The sequence below is a fragment of the Notoacmeibacter ruber genome (assembly GCF_003668555.1).
GTDB classification, from domain to species: Bacteria; Pseudomonadota; Alphaproteobacteria; order Rhizobiales; family Rhizobiaceae; genus Notoacmeibacter; species Notoacmeibacter ruber.
Genome location: NZ_RCWN01000001.1, coordinates 221,071 through 235,927 on the forward strand (window position 1 = coordinate 221,071; position 14,857 = coordinate 235,927).

15 protein-coding genes are annotated in these 14,857 nt (G+C 60.7%); 6 read left to right on the plus strand and 9 right to left on the minus strand.

The window, feature by feature from the left end:
• Positions 1-6 precede the first annotated feature (6 nt).
• From D8780_RS01045 to D8780_RS01060, 4 genes are all read left to right on the plus strand, one after another.
• Positions 7-1,317, plus strand: a complete 1,311-nt coding sequence (locus D8780_RS01045; protein ID WP_121643970.1) for an NAD(P)/FAD-dependent oxidoreductase — start codon at positions 7-9, stop codon at positions 1,315-1,317.
• Positions 1,314-2,126 carry a PfkB family carbohydrate kinase gene (locus tag D8780_RS01050; protein WP_121643971.1) on the plus strand — a complete coding sequence of 271 codons (813 nt, stop codon included), beginning with the start codon at positions 1,314-1,316 and terminating at the stop codon, positions 2,124-2,126. The genes D8780_RS01045 and D8780_RS01050 overlap by 4 nt, the downstream gene beginning before the upstream one ends.
• Positions 2,127-2,210: 84 nt before the next feature.
• The gene (locus tag D8780_RS01055; RefSeq protein ID WP_121643972.1) at positions 2,211-3,197 is read left to right on the plus strand and encodes an SIS domain-containing protein; all 987 of its coding nucleotides are present in this window, start codon (positions 2,211-2,213) and stop codon (positions 3,195-3,197) included.
• 2 nt (positions 3,198-3,199) lie between these two features.
• Positions 3,200-4,045 (plus strand): PfkB family carbohydrate kinase, encoded by an 846-nt coding sequence (locus tag D8780_RS01060; RefSeq protein ID WP_121643973.1) that lies wholly within the window; start codon positions 3,200-3,202, stop codon positions 4,043-4,045.
• A 42-nt stretch (positions 4,046-4,087) separates the two neighbouring features.
• On the opposite strand, the gene D8780_RS01065 is transcribed toward D8780_RS01060, so the two are convergent.
• Positions 4,088-4,342, minus strand: coding sequence for a hypothetical protein (locus D8780_RS01065; RefSeq protein WP_121643974.1), 255 nt, complete (start codon positions 4,340-4,342; stop codon positions 4,088-4,090).
• A gap of 102 nt (positions 4,343-4,444) precedes the next feature.
• Between D8780_RS01065 and D8780_RS01070 the strand changes: the two genes are divergently transcribed.
• Positions 4,445-5,509, plus strand: a complete 1,065-nt coding sequence (locus D8780_RS01070; RefSeq protein WP_121643975.1) for a class I SAM-dependent methyltransferase — start codon at positions 4,445-4,447, stop codon at positions 5,507-5,509.
• Between the two features lie 10 nt (positions 5,510-5,519).
• On the opposite strand, the gene D8780_RS01075 is transcribed toward D8780_RS01070, so the two are convergent.
• From D8780_RS01075 to D8780_RS01095, 5 genes are all read right to left on the minus strand, one after another.
• On the minus strand, positions 5,520-7,064 hold the full coding sequence (locus D8780_RS01075; protein ID WP_121643976.1) for a putative bifunctional diguanylate cyclase/phosphodiesterase: 1,545 nt from the start codon (positions 7,062-7,064) through the stop codon (positions 5,520-5,522).
• Between the two features lie 100 nt (positions 7,065-7,164).
• A complete protein-coding gene (fabI, locus tag D8780_RS01080; protein ID WP_121643977.1) occupies positions 7,165-7,980 on the minus strand; it encodes an enoyl-ACP reductase FabI in 816 nt (271 codons plus the stop codon).
• A 9-nt stretch (positions 7,981-7,989) separates the two neighbouring features.
• Complete coding sequence (gene fabB / locus D8780_RS01085; RefSeq protein ID WP_121643978.1) at positions 7,990-9,207, minus strand: beta-ketoacyl-ACP synthase I; 1,218 nt, start codon at positions 9,205-9,207, stop codon at positions 7,990-7,992.
• Positions 9,208-9,272: 65 nt separating this feature from the next.
• Positions 9,273-9,791, minus strand: a complete 519-nt coding sequence (fabA, locus tag D8780_RS01090; protein WP_121643979.1) for a 3-hydroxyacyl-[acyl-carrier-protein] dehydratase FabA — start codon at positions 9,789-9,791, stop codon at positions 9,273-9,275.
• A gap of 174 nt (positions 9,792-9,965) precedes the next feature.
• Complete coding sequence (locus D8780_RS01095) at positions 9,966-10,508, minus strand: SH3 domain-containing protein (protein ID WP_158598405.1); 543 nt, start codon at positions 10,506-10,508, stop codon at positions 9,966-9,968.
• 196 nt (positions 10,509-10,704) lie between these two features.
• Here D8780_RS01095 and D8780_RS01100 point away from each other — a divergent pair, with 196 nt between their 5' ends.
• Positions 10,705-11,700: a 2-hydroxyacid dehydrogenase gene (locus D8780_RS01100; protein ID WP_121643981.1), complete on the plus strand. Its 996-nt coding sequence runs from the start codon at positions 10,705-10,707 to the stop codon at positions 11,698-11,700.
• Positions 11,701-11,706: 6 nt separating this feature from the next.
• Here the strand turns inward: D8780_RS01100 and D8780_RS01105 are convergent, their stop codons facing one another.
• Genes D8780_RS01105 through dnaN form a run of 3 tightly spaced genes read right to left on the minus strand, consistent with a single transcriptional unit; the run spans position 11,707 to position 14,799 of the window.
• Positions 11,707-12,486 (minus strand): molybdopterin-synthase adenylyltransferase MoeB, encoded by a 780-nt coding sequence (locus D8780_RS01105; RefSeq protein WP_121643982.1) that lies wholly within the window; start codon positions 12,484-12,486, stop codon positions 11,707-11,709.
• Positions 12,476-13,666 (minus strand): DNA replication/repair protein RecF, encoded by a 1,191-nt coding sequence (recF, locus tag D8780_RS01110; RefSeq protein ID WP_245412211.1) that lies wholly within the window; start codon positions 13,664-13,666, stop codon positions 12,476-12,478. The genes D8780_RS01105 and recF overlap by 11 nt, the downstream gene beginning before the upstream one ends.
• Positions 13,667-13,677: 11 nt before the next feature.
• Complete coding sequence (dnaN, locus tag D8780_RS01115) at positions 13,678-14,799, minus strand: DNA polymerase III subunit beta (RefSeq protein ID WP_121646279.1); 1,122 nt, start codon at positions 14,797-14,799, stop codon at positions 13,678-13,680.
• Positions 14,800-14,857 lie beyond the last annotated feature (58 nt).

Consider the following 14,857-nt stretch of genomic DNA (forward strand, 5'->3'; position numbering starts at 1 on the left):
CGCATCATGTCTTTTGATCACTTCGCGAAGGTTTCCGATACGCCGCTCTGGCGCGCCGAAATGGCCCTGCCGGCCATTCCGGCGGCTCATGTGGAGCCTCGGGAAGATGTTGTCGTGGTCGGGTCCGGCTATTCGGGCCTGAACACGGCGCTTCATCTGGCGAGAGGCGGCCGCAAGGTCGTCATTATCGACGCTGGAGACGTCGGCCATGGATGTTCTACCCGTAATGGCGGTCAGGTCTCGTCGCAGATACACCGAGAACTGGACGAGCTGGCAAAGGAATATGGCGAAGACGGCGCGATGCGGATTCTTGGTACGGGTCTGGAATCGCACCAGTATTTCCGCCAGTTCGTTCGCGAGGAAGCCATTGCCTGCGACTACGCTGTCTGTGGCCATTTCATCGGGGCTCATCGCAAAGACCGCCTTCGCGGCCTGAAGGCCTTCGGTGAATTGCAGCAGAAGATCGGTACGCAAGCCGAGATGGTGCCGCAGGAGCGCGTCGGTGAGTTCATCGACAGTTCTCACTATCATGGCGGCGTTCACCTGCCTGACTGGGCAAGCGTGCATCCCGGCAAGCTCGTTGCGGAACTGGTGAGACTGGTCCTTGCCGAAGGTGTCCGGATCGTTCCCGCGTGCCGGGCAACGGAGATCGAGGATCAGGGCGACCACATCACGCTCAACGCCAATGGCAAAGCCGTCCGCGCCGAGCATGTCGTGATGGGCACGGATGGCTATACGGACGGCGCGTCGAAATGGATGGAACGGCGAATTGTCTCGCTGGCCTCGGTCGTCATGGCGACCCGTCCGATGCCGAAATCCGAGGTGAGCGCGCTCTACCCCCGTGCGTCGATGGTCTACGATTCGCGCATGAACGTCTCATATCACCGCCCGACGCCTTCGGGCGACCGCGTGATGATGGGCACGGTCGTGCCGGTCGATCCCGATAATCTCGCCGCCTGCTATCCGCGGGCCCATTCGAACCTGCTGCGCATCTTCCCGCAGCTTGAAGATATCTCCATCGACCATGTCTGGTCCGGCTGGGTCGGGGCAACCTTCAGCCACCTGCCTCACGTCGGGCTGCACGGGCGGATCGGTTATGCGATCGGCTATAACGGCACGGGCGTAGCGATGTCTGCCTATCTTGGTCGTGCACTTGCCCGAAAGATGCTCGGCCAGCCCGGCGGCGAAACCGGGCTTGATCAGGTTCCTTTCAATTCGAAGCCCTTCTTCCACGGTCAGACCTGGTACCGCCGTCCGGTCCTCGCCTGGCACGATCTGGTGGACAGGCTTCCGTCTCGCGGGACCACGATCGGATGAGCCCGCGCTTCGACCTTATCGCGATAGGCGACAATTGCATCGACAGGCTTTCGGGCCTGACCGAGGCGATTCTCGTCGGCGGCAATGCCGTAAACGTTGCGATACAGGCTGCGCAGGCGGGTCTTCGCACAGCCTATGCCGGAGCGGTCGGCCCTGAGGGTGAGGCAGATGGCGATCGCGTGGCCGATGCGCTGGCAGCAAACGGTGTGAATACCGGCTGGCTTGAGCGCGTCTCCCTGCCGACATCCATTTCGAAATTGCACATCGCACCGGATGGCGACCGGACGATCCTGAGCGAGGATTTCGGCGCTTGCACCGGCTGGACGCCGTCGCCGGACATGATGAGCGCCATGACGGACGCACGCCACATCCATATAGGCTGGCTCAATGATGGGGGTGCCGCCCGGCGTCATCTTTCCAAGCTCGGAATGTCCCTGTCGCAGGATATCAGCGTCAATGCGCTCTCGGCGGACGATATCGGCGTGGAAGGGCTGAGCATCGCCTTCGCCTCCCTGCCGGAAGATCGTGCGGCTGAGGCGCAAAGCCGTGCACAAGGTCTCGTTGAGAGCGGCGCGGAAAGCGCCGTTATCACACTTGGCAGCCGCGGCAGTCTGGCGCTGATCGACGGCCAGATCTTTCGCGCCGAAGCGCCATCGACCAAGGCAATCGATACGACGGGAGCTGGCGACAGCTACATCGCAGGGTTCCTCGCTGCCCGTATGAACCAGTCACCCATTCCAGAAGCCATGGCGGCCGGTCATGACCGCGCCGCCCGCACCTGTACGCACCCCGGAGGTTTCGTCCAGTAAATAATTTTAAATTTCAATGGCTTGACCTGGGTCGCTTCTGATCCGGGAGGGCCCTCCTTTACCCAAAAGAACGGAGATGTTCCCATGAACGATAAAGCAAAAACCGGCGATCAGATCGCCTCGGCCATCGAAGCCGCCAAGGGGCGCGCCACTGTCAAAGACATCTACTTCGTCGCCTGCGGCGGCTCTTACGCTCTGATGCTGCCCAATCAGTACATCATGGATCGGGAATCGGGAGAGATCGCAGGCCACGCGCTCAATGCCGCGGAATTCAAGGCCCGCGCTCCGAAGCGGCTCGGCGAGACGTCGATCGTGATCCTTTGCTCCCATAGCGGCACCACGCCGGAAACGGTCGAGGCGGCCCGCTATGCGCGGGAAGCCGGAGCTCTGACCATCGCGCTGACGAATGACGCGGGAAGCCCGCTGGATGAGGCTTCCGAATATACGATCTATTACGAGCATGAGCCGAAGCAGATCAGCCCGGATCATTCGACGGCCGTCCTGACACGTCTGACGTTCGGTATTCTGGATGCCCGGGAAGGCAATGAGAATGCGGCAAAGGTTGAGGAGGCGCTCAAGGCCTTGCCGTCCATCGTCGACGCGGCCATCAAGAGCCATGACGAGCGGATCGCCACCTTTGCCGAAAGCCACAAGCGTGAAGAAGTGATCTACACGATGGGTGCCGGCACGAACTACGCCATCGCCTATTCCTACGCGATCTGCATCTTCCAGGAGATGCAGTGGATCCACTCTGCCGCTATCCATGCCGGCGAATATTTCCATGGACCGTTCGAGATCACCGATTACGACGTGCCGTTCATCATCCTCAAGGGACTCGGCGCATCGCGGCCGATGGACGAACGCGCCATCGCCTTCGCGACACAGTATTCCGATAAGGTAACGGTGCTTGATTCCGAGGAACTCGGCCTCGGAGCAATCGATTCCGACGTGGTGGAATATGTGGAGCACATGGCCTTCGGTACGCTCCTTCGCGTCTATTCGGACAAGTTGGCCTTCTCGCGCGGCCATCCGCTGACCGTTCGCCGCTATATGTGGCAGATGGAGTACTGAGCATGGCCGCGACGAGCGGACCAGGACTGATCGGGATCGGCGACAATGTCGTCGATCTCTACCGCGACCGGGGGATCTATTTCCCCGGTGGCAACTCGCTGAACGTCGCCGTCTTGGCACGGCGGTTCGGCCTTTCGCAGACGGAATATATCGGAATCATCGGCAACGACGCCGAGGGTGCACATGTGTGGAAAAGCCTTGTTGAAGAAGGCCTTTCGGACGCCTGGCTCCGCGTGGCGGAAGGGCCGAACGGCAAGGCGCAGGTCGACCACGATGAATCCGGCGAGCGTATCTTCGTGACATCCAATCTCGGCGGCATTCGCCGCAAGGTGATGTTGCGCCTGGACGACGATGATTTCGCGCTCATCGAACGGCTTGGCCATGTCCATTCCAGCTGCTTCAGCTACATCGAGGCGGAACTGCCGCGGATCGCCGCGGCAGCACGCCAGCTCTCCTATGATTTCTCGACCAACCGGGACAGTGAATATCTACGGGAGGTGTGCCCGCATCTCGATCTCGCATTCCTGTCCGGACAGGGTCTGGATGATGACGGAATCGCAGCTCTGATCGACGAGGTGCAAGACTGCGGGGTGGAAAGAGTCTGCGTCACGATGGGTGAGCGCGGTGCGCTTTGGGCAGAGGGCAGGACGCGGCTCCGTCAGCCGGTTTCGAAAGCCAAGGTCATCGATACGATGGGAGCGGGCGACGCTTTCATCGCCGGCTTTCTCAGCGCATCCATTCAAGGAGTCGAACCGGATCGTGCGCTCCAGCATGCCGCCGATTGCGCAGCCGAGAGTTGCGGCTGGGAAGGCGCCTGGGGGCATCCGGCCCTCGACAAGCCGGACTGACCGTCCGCGTAATGGTAAAGGGCGCCGTTTCGGCGCCCCTTCTTATTGGATATTTCGGCGGTCCTGAAGGCGGCGGATTTGCGCGGCCGCGTCCACACCGAGGGGAGCGGCGAGGGTGCGTTTCAGGTCGGCGCGGCTGATGCCGACCACGTCGCTCAGAATATCATCATCCACATTCAAAAGCGTTGAAATGGAGTCACGGCGGCGTTTCTGCCGTCGCTTTTCCATTGTCCACTTCACAGCACGTCCGTAGACAGTGGCGTGGCGGCCATGGTCGGTAAGTGAACGGAAAAGCATGATCATCTCCCTGTGCGGTTCCGATACGGAATATCGGAGCAAACAAAAGATCAATCAAACGCATTATAATGACGATAGGATCAATGGAATTGATGGATAGATATGAGCCAGTTCGATAGCGATCGTGATCTCTCGCGTCTCATCGCGCTGCCTTTTCAGCGCGATGAGGTGGAAAGTCCTGCGAGTGAGGGCGCTCTGGTGCTTGGTGGCCCGGGTTCGTTGACGCTGCCAGATGAGATCGGCCGGAGCTCGACCACGGTGGTCCAAGGTTTCCGTCCGGCTTTCAACGCCTGGGTGAGCCGGAACTTCACCACGATCCCCGAGATCAGTCGTCTTGATAAGGAAGACAGGTTCGGCATTGTCATCGTTTGCCTTTCCCGCCACCGGCGATGGAACGAGATCATGCTGGCCGATGCAGCAAAGCGGTGCGCCGAGGGCGGCGTGGTGATCGCCGCCGGCAGCAAGAGCGATGGCGCCGGTGCGATCCGCAAAATGCTGTCAGAAATGCTCGAGAGCGAACTGTCATCACTGCCGAAGCATCATGGCATGGTGATGTGGTTTCGTGTCGATGAGCAGGCGAGGGTGGCACTGAAGGCGATGGGCGAGCGCCCCCCAACTCGTGCATCTGAGAAATTCGTCACCGCGCCGGGCGGCTTCAGCGCGAACCGAATCGATGATGGTTCTTTGCTGCTGGTCGAACATCTTCCGCTGGACCTTTCGGGGTCGCTGGCCGATTTCTGTGCCGGCTGGGGCTATCTCGCCGTGGAGGCGGCAAAACGGTGCGAAGGTCTGAGTTCGCTGGATCTTTTCGAAGCCGACTGGTCGTCGCTTGAAGCGGCGCGGAGCAATCTTCGTTCCGCCGATCGCCCCGCGGAGTTTCACTGGCTCGACCTTGCAAATGAGCGGGTCGAGGGGCGCTTCGATGTAATCGTGATGAACCCGCCTTTTCATATTGGCCGCGCCGCGGAGCCGGCGATTGGTGCGACACTGATCGAACGGGCGTCTTCGGCGCTGAAGCCGTCCGGCCAGCTTTTTCTGGTCGCGAACAGGCAGCTTCCTTACGAAACCGTGCTTGATCGTTTCTTTGCCCGGAACAGTATTTTGGCGGAAACCAAGAGCTACAAGGTATTTCAAGCGAGCGCTCAGGCTTCCGCCCATCGCCGCTGATGGCCGAAACCTAGTGGTAGGTCGCGCCCACGGCTCGTGGCAGGAGACGAGCGCCGGCACTTTCGGAGTCGACGAATGTCGAGAGCGGCGCCGGCCGGGCATAGTGGAAGCCCTGCACGGAGTCGCAGCCTGCCGCACGAAGCAGCGTCGCCTGATCGGCGGTCTCCACGCCTTCGGCAAGCGTTTCGGCACCGAGTGCGCGAGAAAGGCCGACAATCGTTGATATGACGGCGCCGGTGGTATCGTCATCCTGGAGGCGGCAAACGAAGGAGCGGTCGATCTTCAGCTTGTGGAAGGTAAAGTCCATCAGGTAGCTGAGGTTGGAATACCCCGTGCCGAAATCATCAATCGCGATCTGAACACCCATCTCCGACAGGCTTGCCATGACCTTCCGGGCCTGGATCCGGTCCATCGTCATGGCCGTCTCGGTGATCTCGAGCTCCAGCCGGTTTGCCGGCAGCCCCGATTCCTCAAGAGCCTGACGCACCGTTTCGGTGAGGGCGCGGTCTCCGAACTGAACCGGCGACAGATTGATCGCGACATAGGTGTCGTCGGGCAGCATGCAAGCATCGTGGCAGCCCTGATGCAGCGCCCACTTGCCGATCTGAAGGATCATGCCGCTTTCTTCAGCAACCGGAATGAACTCGTTCGGCGGAATGAGGCCGCGCTCGGGATGCTGCCAGCGTATGAGAGCTTCGTAGCCGACGATGCGCTCGCCTTTCAGCGAGAGCTGCGGCTGATAATAGAGAACGAAGTCGCCGCGATCGATGGCATCGGTCAGTTCGCTTTCGACCCACTGACGGTAATCGGCAACGCGGCCCATCTCGTTTTCGAAGACGCTCCAGCCACCGATTCCATCGGCCCGCGCACGCTGCAATGCGAGGTTGGCCCGCCGCATCAACTGCAGCGGATCGCGGCCATCTTTCGGCATAGCGACAACGCCGGCGGAAAAGGTGACAGTCTGGTGGTGCGTCTTGAGCCGGTAGGGCTCCATCAGCCTCTCGACCAGAACATCCAGCATCGCTTCGAAGTCGGCAATGTCATCATCGATGATGATCGCGAATTCGCCAGCGCCCATCCGGCCGATCCGGGTGTTTTCGCCGAAAAATGCGCGCAGCCTCTCACCGGCGGCGCGGATCAGTTCGTCACCTTCCTCGAAGCCGATCTGATCGTTGATCTGCTTGAAACGGTCGATATCGACATCGATGAGGAACTGCGGTTTGCCGCTTTTCAGTACCTTGGTCAGCGCTTCGGCGATGTAGCCGATCATGGCGACGCGTGTGTGAAACCCCGTCAGCTTGTCGATGTGCGTTTCCTGGAAGACATAGTCCTCCGACTCGTCGACGCCGGCGAAGAAGGAAAGCGCGGCAAACATGGCGCAAAGGGCGCAGAGCGCAGCGACGGAAGCGACGTAGACATCCATCTGAACGACGGCTGTCGGGTCCGTCAGGAAGCGCGAAACGTAGATGGTGCCGCTGACAGCAGCGATGCCCAGCGAGCCGAGTGTGGCGAGCCGGACCGTCTTGCTGCGTTTCGGGTTTTCTATGTTTTTCATAGCTGCTTCCGTCATTTAGGCGCCAAGAATAGGCCCGGAGGGATTAAGGCAGCGTCAGAAAATCAGGTAAACAGTTGGTAAAAACGCTTGAAAAGAAATGTTATTCTCCTTCCGCAGCGTCCGTCTTCTTGAGGTCGTCAAGTCTCGGCATCGACGTAATATTGAAGCCGCTATCGACGTAATGGATTTCACCCGTCACGCCACCTGAAAGGTCGGAAAGCAGGTAAAGCGCGGAGCCGCCAAGTTCGTCCAGCGTCACGGTCCGGCGAAGCGGAGCATTTCGTGCCTGATGGCTGAACATGGCGCGGGCGTCGGAAATGCCGGCTCCCGCCAGGGTGCGGACCGGCCCGGCGGAGATCGCGTTGACGCGGATGGCATCCTGGCCGTAATCGGCTGCCAGATAGCGAACAGACGCCTCAAGCGCCGCCTTGGCCACTCCCATGACGTTATAGTTCGGCATGACCCGGACCGAGCCGGCATAGGTCAGCGTCAATATCGAACCGCCATCGGGCATGAGGGCGGCGGCGCGCTTCGTCACCTCGGTAAAGGAAAAGCAGGAGATGACCATCGTGCGGGAAAAGTTCTCGCGCGTCGTATCGGCGTAGAGGCCTTTCAGCTCACTCTTGTCGGAAAAGCCGATGGCATGAACCAGAAAGTCGAGCGTGCCCCACGTCTCTTTGATGGTTTCGAAGGCGGCGTCGACAGAGGCGATATCCTCGACATCGCAATCGAGCATGAGTTCGGCGCCGAGGTCTTGTGCAAGCGGTTTGACACGCTTGCCGAAGGCTTCACCCTGATAGGTCACCGCGAGTTCCGCGCCTTGGGCAGCAAGCGTGCGCGCAATGCCGTAGGCGATCGAATTTCTGTTCGCGATGCCCATGATCAGGCCGCGCTTACCCTTCATCATGCCTTCCATGACCGCCCCTCAGTCCTGATAGCGTTTGAAAACAAGCGTGGCGTTGGTGCCGCCAAACCCGAACGAGTTGGAGAGTGCGACATCGAACGCGCCGTCGCGTCGTTCCGTCAGGATCGGCAAGCCGGCAAATTCGGGATCGAGCGTCTCGATATGGGCGCTTTCGGCCATGAAGTCGTTCTTCATCATCAAAAGGCTGTAGATCGCTTCCTGAACGCCTGCGCCGCCAAGGCTGTGGCCGGTCAGGCTTTTGGTCGAGCCGATAGCCGGGACATCGTCGCCAAACACCTCACGGATAGCGCCGATCTCCTTCTGGTCGCCGACAGGCGTGGAGGTGCCGTGCGTGTTGATATAATCGACTTTGTCATCGACGCCGTCGAGCGCCATCTTCATGCAGCGTACGGCGCCTTCACCCGAGGGGGCGACCATGTCATGGCCGTCGGATGTCGCTCCATAGCCGATGATTTCGCCATAGATGGTCGCACCGCGAGCCTTCGCCCGCTCCAGTTCTTCGAGCACCAGCACGCCCGCGCCACCAGCGATGACGAAGCCGTCGCGGTTTTCATCGTAAGCACGGGAAGCTGTTGCTGGCGTGTCGTTGTATTGGCTGCTCATCGCGCCCATGGCGTCGAAGATGTTGGACGATGTCCAATGCAGGTCCTCGTGGCCGCCGGCAAAGACCATGTCCTGCTTGCCCCACTGGATCAGCTCATAGGCGTTTCCGATGCAATGGGCCGATGTGGAACAGGCTGAACTGATCGAATAATTGACGCCATGAATCTTGAACCAGGTGGCAAGCGTGGCCGATGCTGTGCTGCTCATGGCCTTCGGCACTGCGAACGGGCCGATCCGTTTGGGCGAGCCTTTGTCGCGGGTCGTATCGGCCGCATCGACCACGATTTCCGTGGAAGGGCCGCCGGAGCCCATGATGATACCGATTTTCGGGTCGGTTATGCCACCTTCTTCCAGGCCGGCATCGGCGACGGCCTGCTTCATCGCAACATGGTTCCACGCGCCGCCACGGTGCAGAAACCGCATGGCGCGCCGGTCGATCAGTTCGGCCGGATCCAGCGAGGGCATGCCCCAGACCTGGCTGCGAAAACCGTGCTCGGCGAAGGATTCCGAAAAGGTGATGCCGCTTTTGGCATCGCGTAGCGAGGCCGTGACCTCGTCAGCATCGTTTCCGATGGAGGAAACGATACCCATTCCCGTTACGACAACTCGTCTCATCGACGTTCTCCCAATTATGGCGGAGGAGATCACTATTCTTAGCGGGCGTTATGGCGCCGAAGTGGTCAGGCGCCGGCCTTTTCCTTTGAAAGCGCGACCTTCAGATCCGTTGCGGAGTAGATCTGTTCGCCGTCTGCTTTGAGCCATCCATCGGCTATGCCGAGGTTGAGGCGGCCTTTCATGACGCGTTTGAAATCGACGCCATATTCCACGAGCTTGGTTTTTGGCGTGACCATGCCCTTGAATTTCACCTCACCGGTCGAGATCGCCATGCCGTAGCCGGGAAGGCCAAGCCAGCCAAGGTAGAAACCGGTCAGCTGCCACATGGCATCCAGCCCAAGGCAGCCGGGCATGATCTCGTTTCCAATGAAGTGGCAGGGAAAGAACCAGAGGTCCGGCTTGACGTCCAGCTCGGCGCGGATGCAGCCCTTGCCATGCTCACCGCCATCTTCCGATACCTCGGTGATGCGGTCGAACATGAGCATGGGAGGGGCCGGCAGCTGCGCATTGCCCGGTCCGAAAAGCTCGCCTCGCGCGCAAGCCAGAAGGTCTTCGTAGTCGTAGCTGGATTTGCGTTCACTCATATTGGCCAATCGTCTCCCTTGAGCGTGGACGCGCAGAACTCCTCGCTGCGCGGTTTCGCTGTTTGGCCCGGACTACACGGATTGGCGCTTGGGCGAAAGTCCCTCGCGCTAGGGTTGACGGGGGAAATGTGCCCTCCGAGAGGCCGAAAAGGCCTCTTCGGGATGGTTCGAGGCCTAGTCTTCGATCTTTTCGCTCGGATAGACGCCCCAGATCTGCGCCTGGCGCATATAGCCCTCATAGCCATCATAATCGACGATGCACCATTCTCCGTCGCACGAGACGACTTCACCGAGAGCGCCTGCTTCGACTTGCGCGATGAGCGAGGAGTCCGGCGTCGGTTGCCGGCGCAGCGGCAGCATTTCGTTTTTCTGCCATGGCGCGGCCATCCCGGTCCGCTTGCCGGTCAGTAGAGAGACGTGAATCCAGCCCTCATCGCCGCTGGCGTCCCGCACTTTGCGCCAATTGTCGTATTCCTGGATGATTTCCATCGGCAGGCCGGCCTTGCGATAGTTCCATTCGATCCGGTAGTCGCGGCCAGGTCCCGCACGCATGTTGATGCGTGAGGACTTCAGCGACGCAAAACGGGGCAGGGGCAGGCCGGATGCGCCGGTTTCGATAGAGCCGGTAATGTCCTGCGCTCGGGCTTGGCCGGCGGGCAGAAGCAGCAGACTGATCCAGATGAGAACCGGGGCGAGGAGAGGTATGACCGTACGCATTTGACGACACATTCCCAAAAGTACTGAATACGATCGGACGCTGATTGGCGCTGTGCCATCAGGTCCGTACTTTGCTTCCTTCCGGACCACTGCTAAGGGAGGGCCGGATGAAGCTTCGAACGTTGATGATCCTGCGACGAATAGGGTTAAGGCGGACTTAGCGAAGAGTCGAAATTTGTAGCGAGGAAGGGCTCCCATGACCAAACCCCGTGTTGTCCTCACTCGGAAACTGCCCGTTCCGGTCGAACAGCGCATGGGGGAATTGTTCGATCTGGTTCCCAATCCCGAAGACACGGCCTTGCCGCAGGAAGCGCTACTCGAAGCCGTAAAGACGGCCGATGTGCTGGTGCCGACGATCACCGACCGGATCGATGCGGATTTGATCCACGCGGCAGGTGATCAGCTTCGCATGATCGCCAATTTCGGTGCGGGAACCGAACATATCGACGTCGAGGAAGCCAATCGCGCCGGTATCATCGTGACCAACACGCCGGGTGTTCTCACCGAAGATACGGCCGACATGACGATGGCGCTCATTGTCGCCGTGCCGCGCCGCCTCGTCGAGGGAAGCCAGGCGCTTCTCGAACGGGATGGCGAGTGGAATGGCTGGTCCCCGAACTGGATGCTCGGCCGGCGCATTTTCGGAAAGAAGCTCGGTATCGTCGGCATGGGCCGTATTGGCACAGCTGTGGCGCGTCGCGCCAAGGCTTTCGGCCTGTCGATCCATTATCACAATCGTACGCCTGTCGCCGATCAGACTCAGGCTGAGCTGAATGCGACCTACTGGGACGATCTCGACGACATGCTGGCGCGCATGGACATCATCACGATCCATACGCCGCTGACGTCGGAAACACGTCACATGATCGATGCGCGTCGTCTCGGCCTGCTGAAGCGCGAAGCCTATCTTGTGAATGTCTCTCGGGGCGGCATTGTCGATGAAGCGGCTCTGATCGACGCGGTGGATGATCGCCGGATTGCCGGCGCCGCGCTCGATGTCTTCAACAAGGTGCCGAGTGTCAATCCGCGCCTGCTGGAGCTTTGCCGCGAGCACCGCATCACCTTGCTGCCGCATATGGGGTCGGCCACGCTGGAAAGCCGGATCGAGATGGGCGAGCGGGTTCTCATCAATATTCGAGTGGTGTTCGACGGCCACCGGCCGCCAGACCGCGTGCTGCCGATCCGTCGATAGGGCGGCTCAACTCGCCAGCGCAGCAGACTTTCGCGAACGGCGATAGCGGATCGTCTCGAACCGTGCGGCAAGGCTGTCATACAGCAGTAGACGCCCGATCAGCGGTTCGCCGGCGCCGGTGATGAGTTTGATGACTTCCATCGCCTGAAGCGTGCCGATCACTCCGGTCAGCGCGCCGATCACGCCCGCTTCCGCGCAGGACGGCACCGTTCCCGGCGCTGGCGGTTCCGGGAAGAGATCACGATAGGTCGGGTTGAGCCGGCCCTCTGCGTCTTCGCGCCAGGGCTGAAGAACCGTCAGCGAGCCGTCGAAACGCCCGACCGCGCCTGTCACGAGCGTCACCTTCTTCGCTGCGCAAAGATCGGCCAGGAGATAGCGGGTGGTGAAATTGTCCGACCCATCGACGACGATATCGTAATTGGCGATCAACTCGTCCGCATTGTCCTCGGACAGACGCATTGCGTGGGTCTGCATCCGAACATGCGGATTGACGCCTTTGATCACATCGGCCGCGCTATCGACCTTTTTGCGATCGATATCATCCGTCGCATGAATGATCTGGCGCTGAAGATTGGAAAGCGACACGATGTCGTCGTCGATCACGCCAAGCGTGCCGACACCTGCTGCCGCGAGATAGAGAAGAACCGGGGCACCGAGGCCGCCGGCGCCGATAACGAGAACGCGCGCCGCCTTCAGTTTCTGCTGTCCGGGCCCGCCGATCTCCGGCAGGATGATGTGGCGTGCATAGCGCCGCAATTCATCGCTATCGAGTGCATCATTCGTCATTCATCGGCTCCGCCGGTTGCGGTGGATCGGTTGGCTCCACGCCTCTCTGCGACAGATGGAAAAACTGCGCGCGATCTGCAAGGTCGGCGAAGAGGTGACCGTCCGTTCCCGTCATCCATGCCTGGCCACCGAGCTCATCCAGAATATCGAACAGTGCCGCGCGGCGCCCGCCATCGAGATGGGCTGCCACTTCGTCGAGGAGCAGGATGGGCGCCATACCCGCCTGCTGCGCCGTCAGTCGGGCATGCGAGAGGATCAGGCCGATCAGCAGCGCTTTCTGCTCGCCGGTCGAGCAGAGTTTGGCTGGCATGTCCTTCGGCCTGTGCCGAACATCGAGGTCGGCGCGGTGCGGGCCGATGAGCGTACGGCCGGCGTGACGATCGCGATAACGGCCTTCCGCGAGAATCTGGCGGTAACGTTCGACGCTCTCGGGCAAATCCGACCCGAAGCCGGGCTGGACCGAAAGATCCGATTTCGGAAAGGCGGATGGTTCGGGCAGGAGATCGATCAGCGCCTGCAACCGCTCGATCAGGAGAGCGCGTGCTGCAACGATCGGCAGACCCGCCTCGGCCAGTTCCGCCTCGACGCTTTCGAACCAGAGATCGTCGCGGATGTCATCGGCAAACAGCCGGTTTCGTTGGCGCATGGCCTTTTCATAGGCCAAGGCTCGGCGACCGTGGGCAGGATCGACAACCAGAACCAGCCGGTCCAGAAAACGGCGGCGGTCCGAGGCGCTACCGGTGAAAAGCCCGTCCATTGCAGGCAGAAGCCAGATGATCCGCAGCCATTCGGCCATGGCATCCGCCGAGGCGGAGGAGCCATTGATGCGGACGCGGCGGCCTGTTTCCGTATTTGAGCCACTCGTGCCGGTGGCTCCTCCGGATATCATGCCCGTACCGATCTGGGCCTGGCCGTCCGGTCCGTCGATCGTGGCGTGAAGGGCAAAGCCCTCCGTCCCCTGCCGCGCCATCTCCGCATATGTCGCCCGACGCAAGCCGCGTCCCGGAGAGAGCAGGGAGACGGCCTCCAGAATATTGGTTTTGCCGGCGCCGTTTTCGCCGAAAAGAACGACGTGGCGCGGGTCGAGCGGAAGATTAAGGTCCGCATGGCTGCGGAAGTCGATGAGACGCAGCGCCGTTATCGAAACGCGCGGCGTGGCATCGTCAGCTTGCACATTCACGGCTTCGCCGGTCAGACGCGCATCGGCATGAGAACGTAGAGCGTCTGTGCATCGTCTTCGTCATTGATGAGGGTCGGTGAGCCGGCATCGGCTAGCATGAAGATCGCATCGTCACCCGTCAGCTGGGAGGTGACATCCAGAAGATATTTGGCATTGAACCCGATATCCATCGGATCAGCTTCGTAGCTGGCGGCCAGTTCTTCCGTAGCGCTACCGCTGTCAGGGTTGTTGACGGTCAGTACGATCTGGTCCTCCGAGACCGAAAGTTTGACCGCACGTCCGCGCTCCGAGGAAATCGTCGAGACACGGTCGACGGCCGCGGCAAAGCGGTCTCGCTCGAGAACAAGCCGCTTGTCGTTGCCGGTCGGGATGACGCGCTGATAATCCGGAAAGGTGCCATCGATCAGCTTGCTGGTCAGTACGACCTCGCCGGCCGTGAAACGGATCTTGGTGTCGGATAGCTCGACCTTCACCTTCGTCTCCTCGGGAAGATCCAGCAGCTTCTGCAATTCGGCTACGGTCTTGCGCGGCACGATGATGCCCGGCATCCCTTCCGATCCTGCTGGCGCCTGCATCTGCGTGCGCGCCAGGCGGTGTCCGTCCGTTGCAACTGCGCGCAGCATCAGATCGCCATCGCTGTCGATGGCATGCAGATAGATGCCGTTGAGATAATAGCGCGTCTCTTCGGTGGAGATGGCGAACTGCGTCTTGTCGATCAGCCGCTTCATGCCCTCCGCCGCGACTTCGAATTCGTGCGTGAACTGGCCGGCGGTGAGCGCCGGAAAATCGCCTTGCGGCAAACATTGCAGACGGAAGGAGGAACGGCCTGCCGCGACACTCATCGCACGGCCATCCTCATCCATGGTCAGGCCGACCTCGGCACCGTCCGGCAGCTTGCGCACGATATCGTAGAGGAGATGAGCGGGAACCGTGGTGCCGCCCGAAACATCGATGGCGGCAGGAACGGTCTCGGTGACTTCGAGATCAAGATCCGTCGCCTTCAGCTGCAGGCTTCCGCCTTCACCCGAGAGCAGCACGTTCGACAGGATGGGGATGGTGTTCCGCCGTTCGACCACGCGATGCACATGGCCGAGAGACTTCAGCAGATTGGAGCGCTCGAGTGTGACACGCATGGCGACGAATATTCCCCTGACAAGAACAGACACGGACAAAAAGCCGGCGCCCTTCAAG

Bases quoted from the DNA above. Each gene is read 5' to 3' on its own strand.
- fabI (WP_121643977.1), bottom strand. From the start codon at position 7,980: ATGGAAGGCATGATGAAGGGTAAGCGCGGCCTGATCATGGGCATCGCG.
- D8780_RS01100 (WP_121643981.1), top strand. From the start codon at position 10,705: ATGACCAAACCCCGTGTTGTCCTCACTCGGAAACTGCCCGTTCCGGTC.
- fabB (WP_121643978.1), bottom strand. From the start codon at position 9,207: ATGAGACGAGTTGTCGTAACGGGAATGGGTATCGTTTCCTCCATCGGA.
- D8780_RS01060 (WP_121643973.1), top strand. From the start codon at position 3,200: ATGGCCGCGACGAGCGGACCAGGACTGATCGGGATCGGCGACAATGTC.
- D8780_RS01055 (WP_121643972.1), top strand. From the start codon at position 2,211: ATGAACGATAAAGCAAAAACCGGCGATCAGATCGCCTCGGCCATCGAA.
- fabA (WP_121643979.1), bottom strand. From the start codon at position 9,791: ATGAGTGAACGCAAATCCAGCTACGACTACGAAGACCTTCTGGCTTGC.
- D8780_RS01065 (WP_121643974.1), bottom strand. From the start codon at position 4,342: ATGCTTTTCCGTTCACTTACCGACCATGGCCGCCACGCCACTGTCTAC.
- D8780_RS01105 (WP_121643982.1), bottom strand. From the start codon at position 12,486: ATGACGAATGATGCACTCGATAGCGATGAATTGCGGCGCTATGCACGC.
- D8780_RS01075 (WP_121643976.1), bottom strand. From the start codon at position 7,064: ATGAAAAACATAGAAAACCCGAAACGCAGCAAGACGGTCCGGCTCGCC.
- D8780_RS01045 (WP_121643970.1), top strand. From the start codon at position 7: ATGTCTTTTGATCACTTCGCGAAGGTTTCCGATACGCCGCTCTGGCGC.
- D8780_RS01070 (WP_121643975.1), top strand. From the start codon at position 4,445: ATGAGCCAGTTCGATAGCGATCGTGATCTCTCGCGTCTCATCGCGCTG.
- D8780_RS01095 (WP_158598405.1), bottom strand. From the start codon at position 10,508: ATGCGTACGGTCATACCTCTCCTCGCCCCGGTTCTCATCTGGATCAGT.
- D8780_RS01050 (WP_121643971.1), top strand. From the start codon at position 1,314: ATGAGCCCGCGCTTCGACCTTATCGCGATAGGCGACAATTGCATCGAC.
- dnaN (WP_121646279.1), bottom strand. From the start codon at position 14,799: ATGCGTGTCACACTCGAGCGCTCCAATCTGCTGAAGTCTCTCGGCCAT.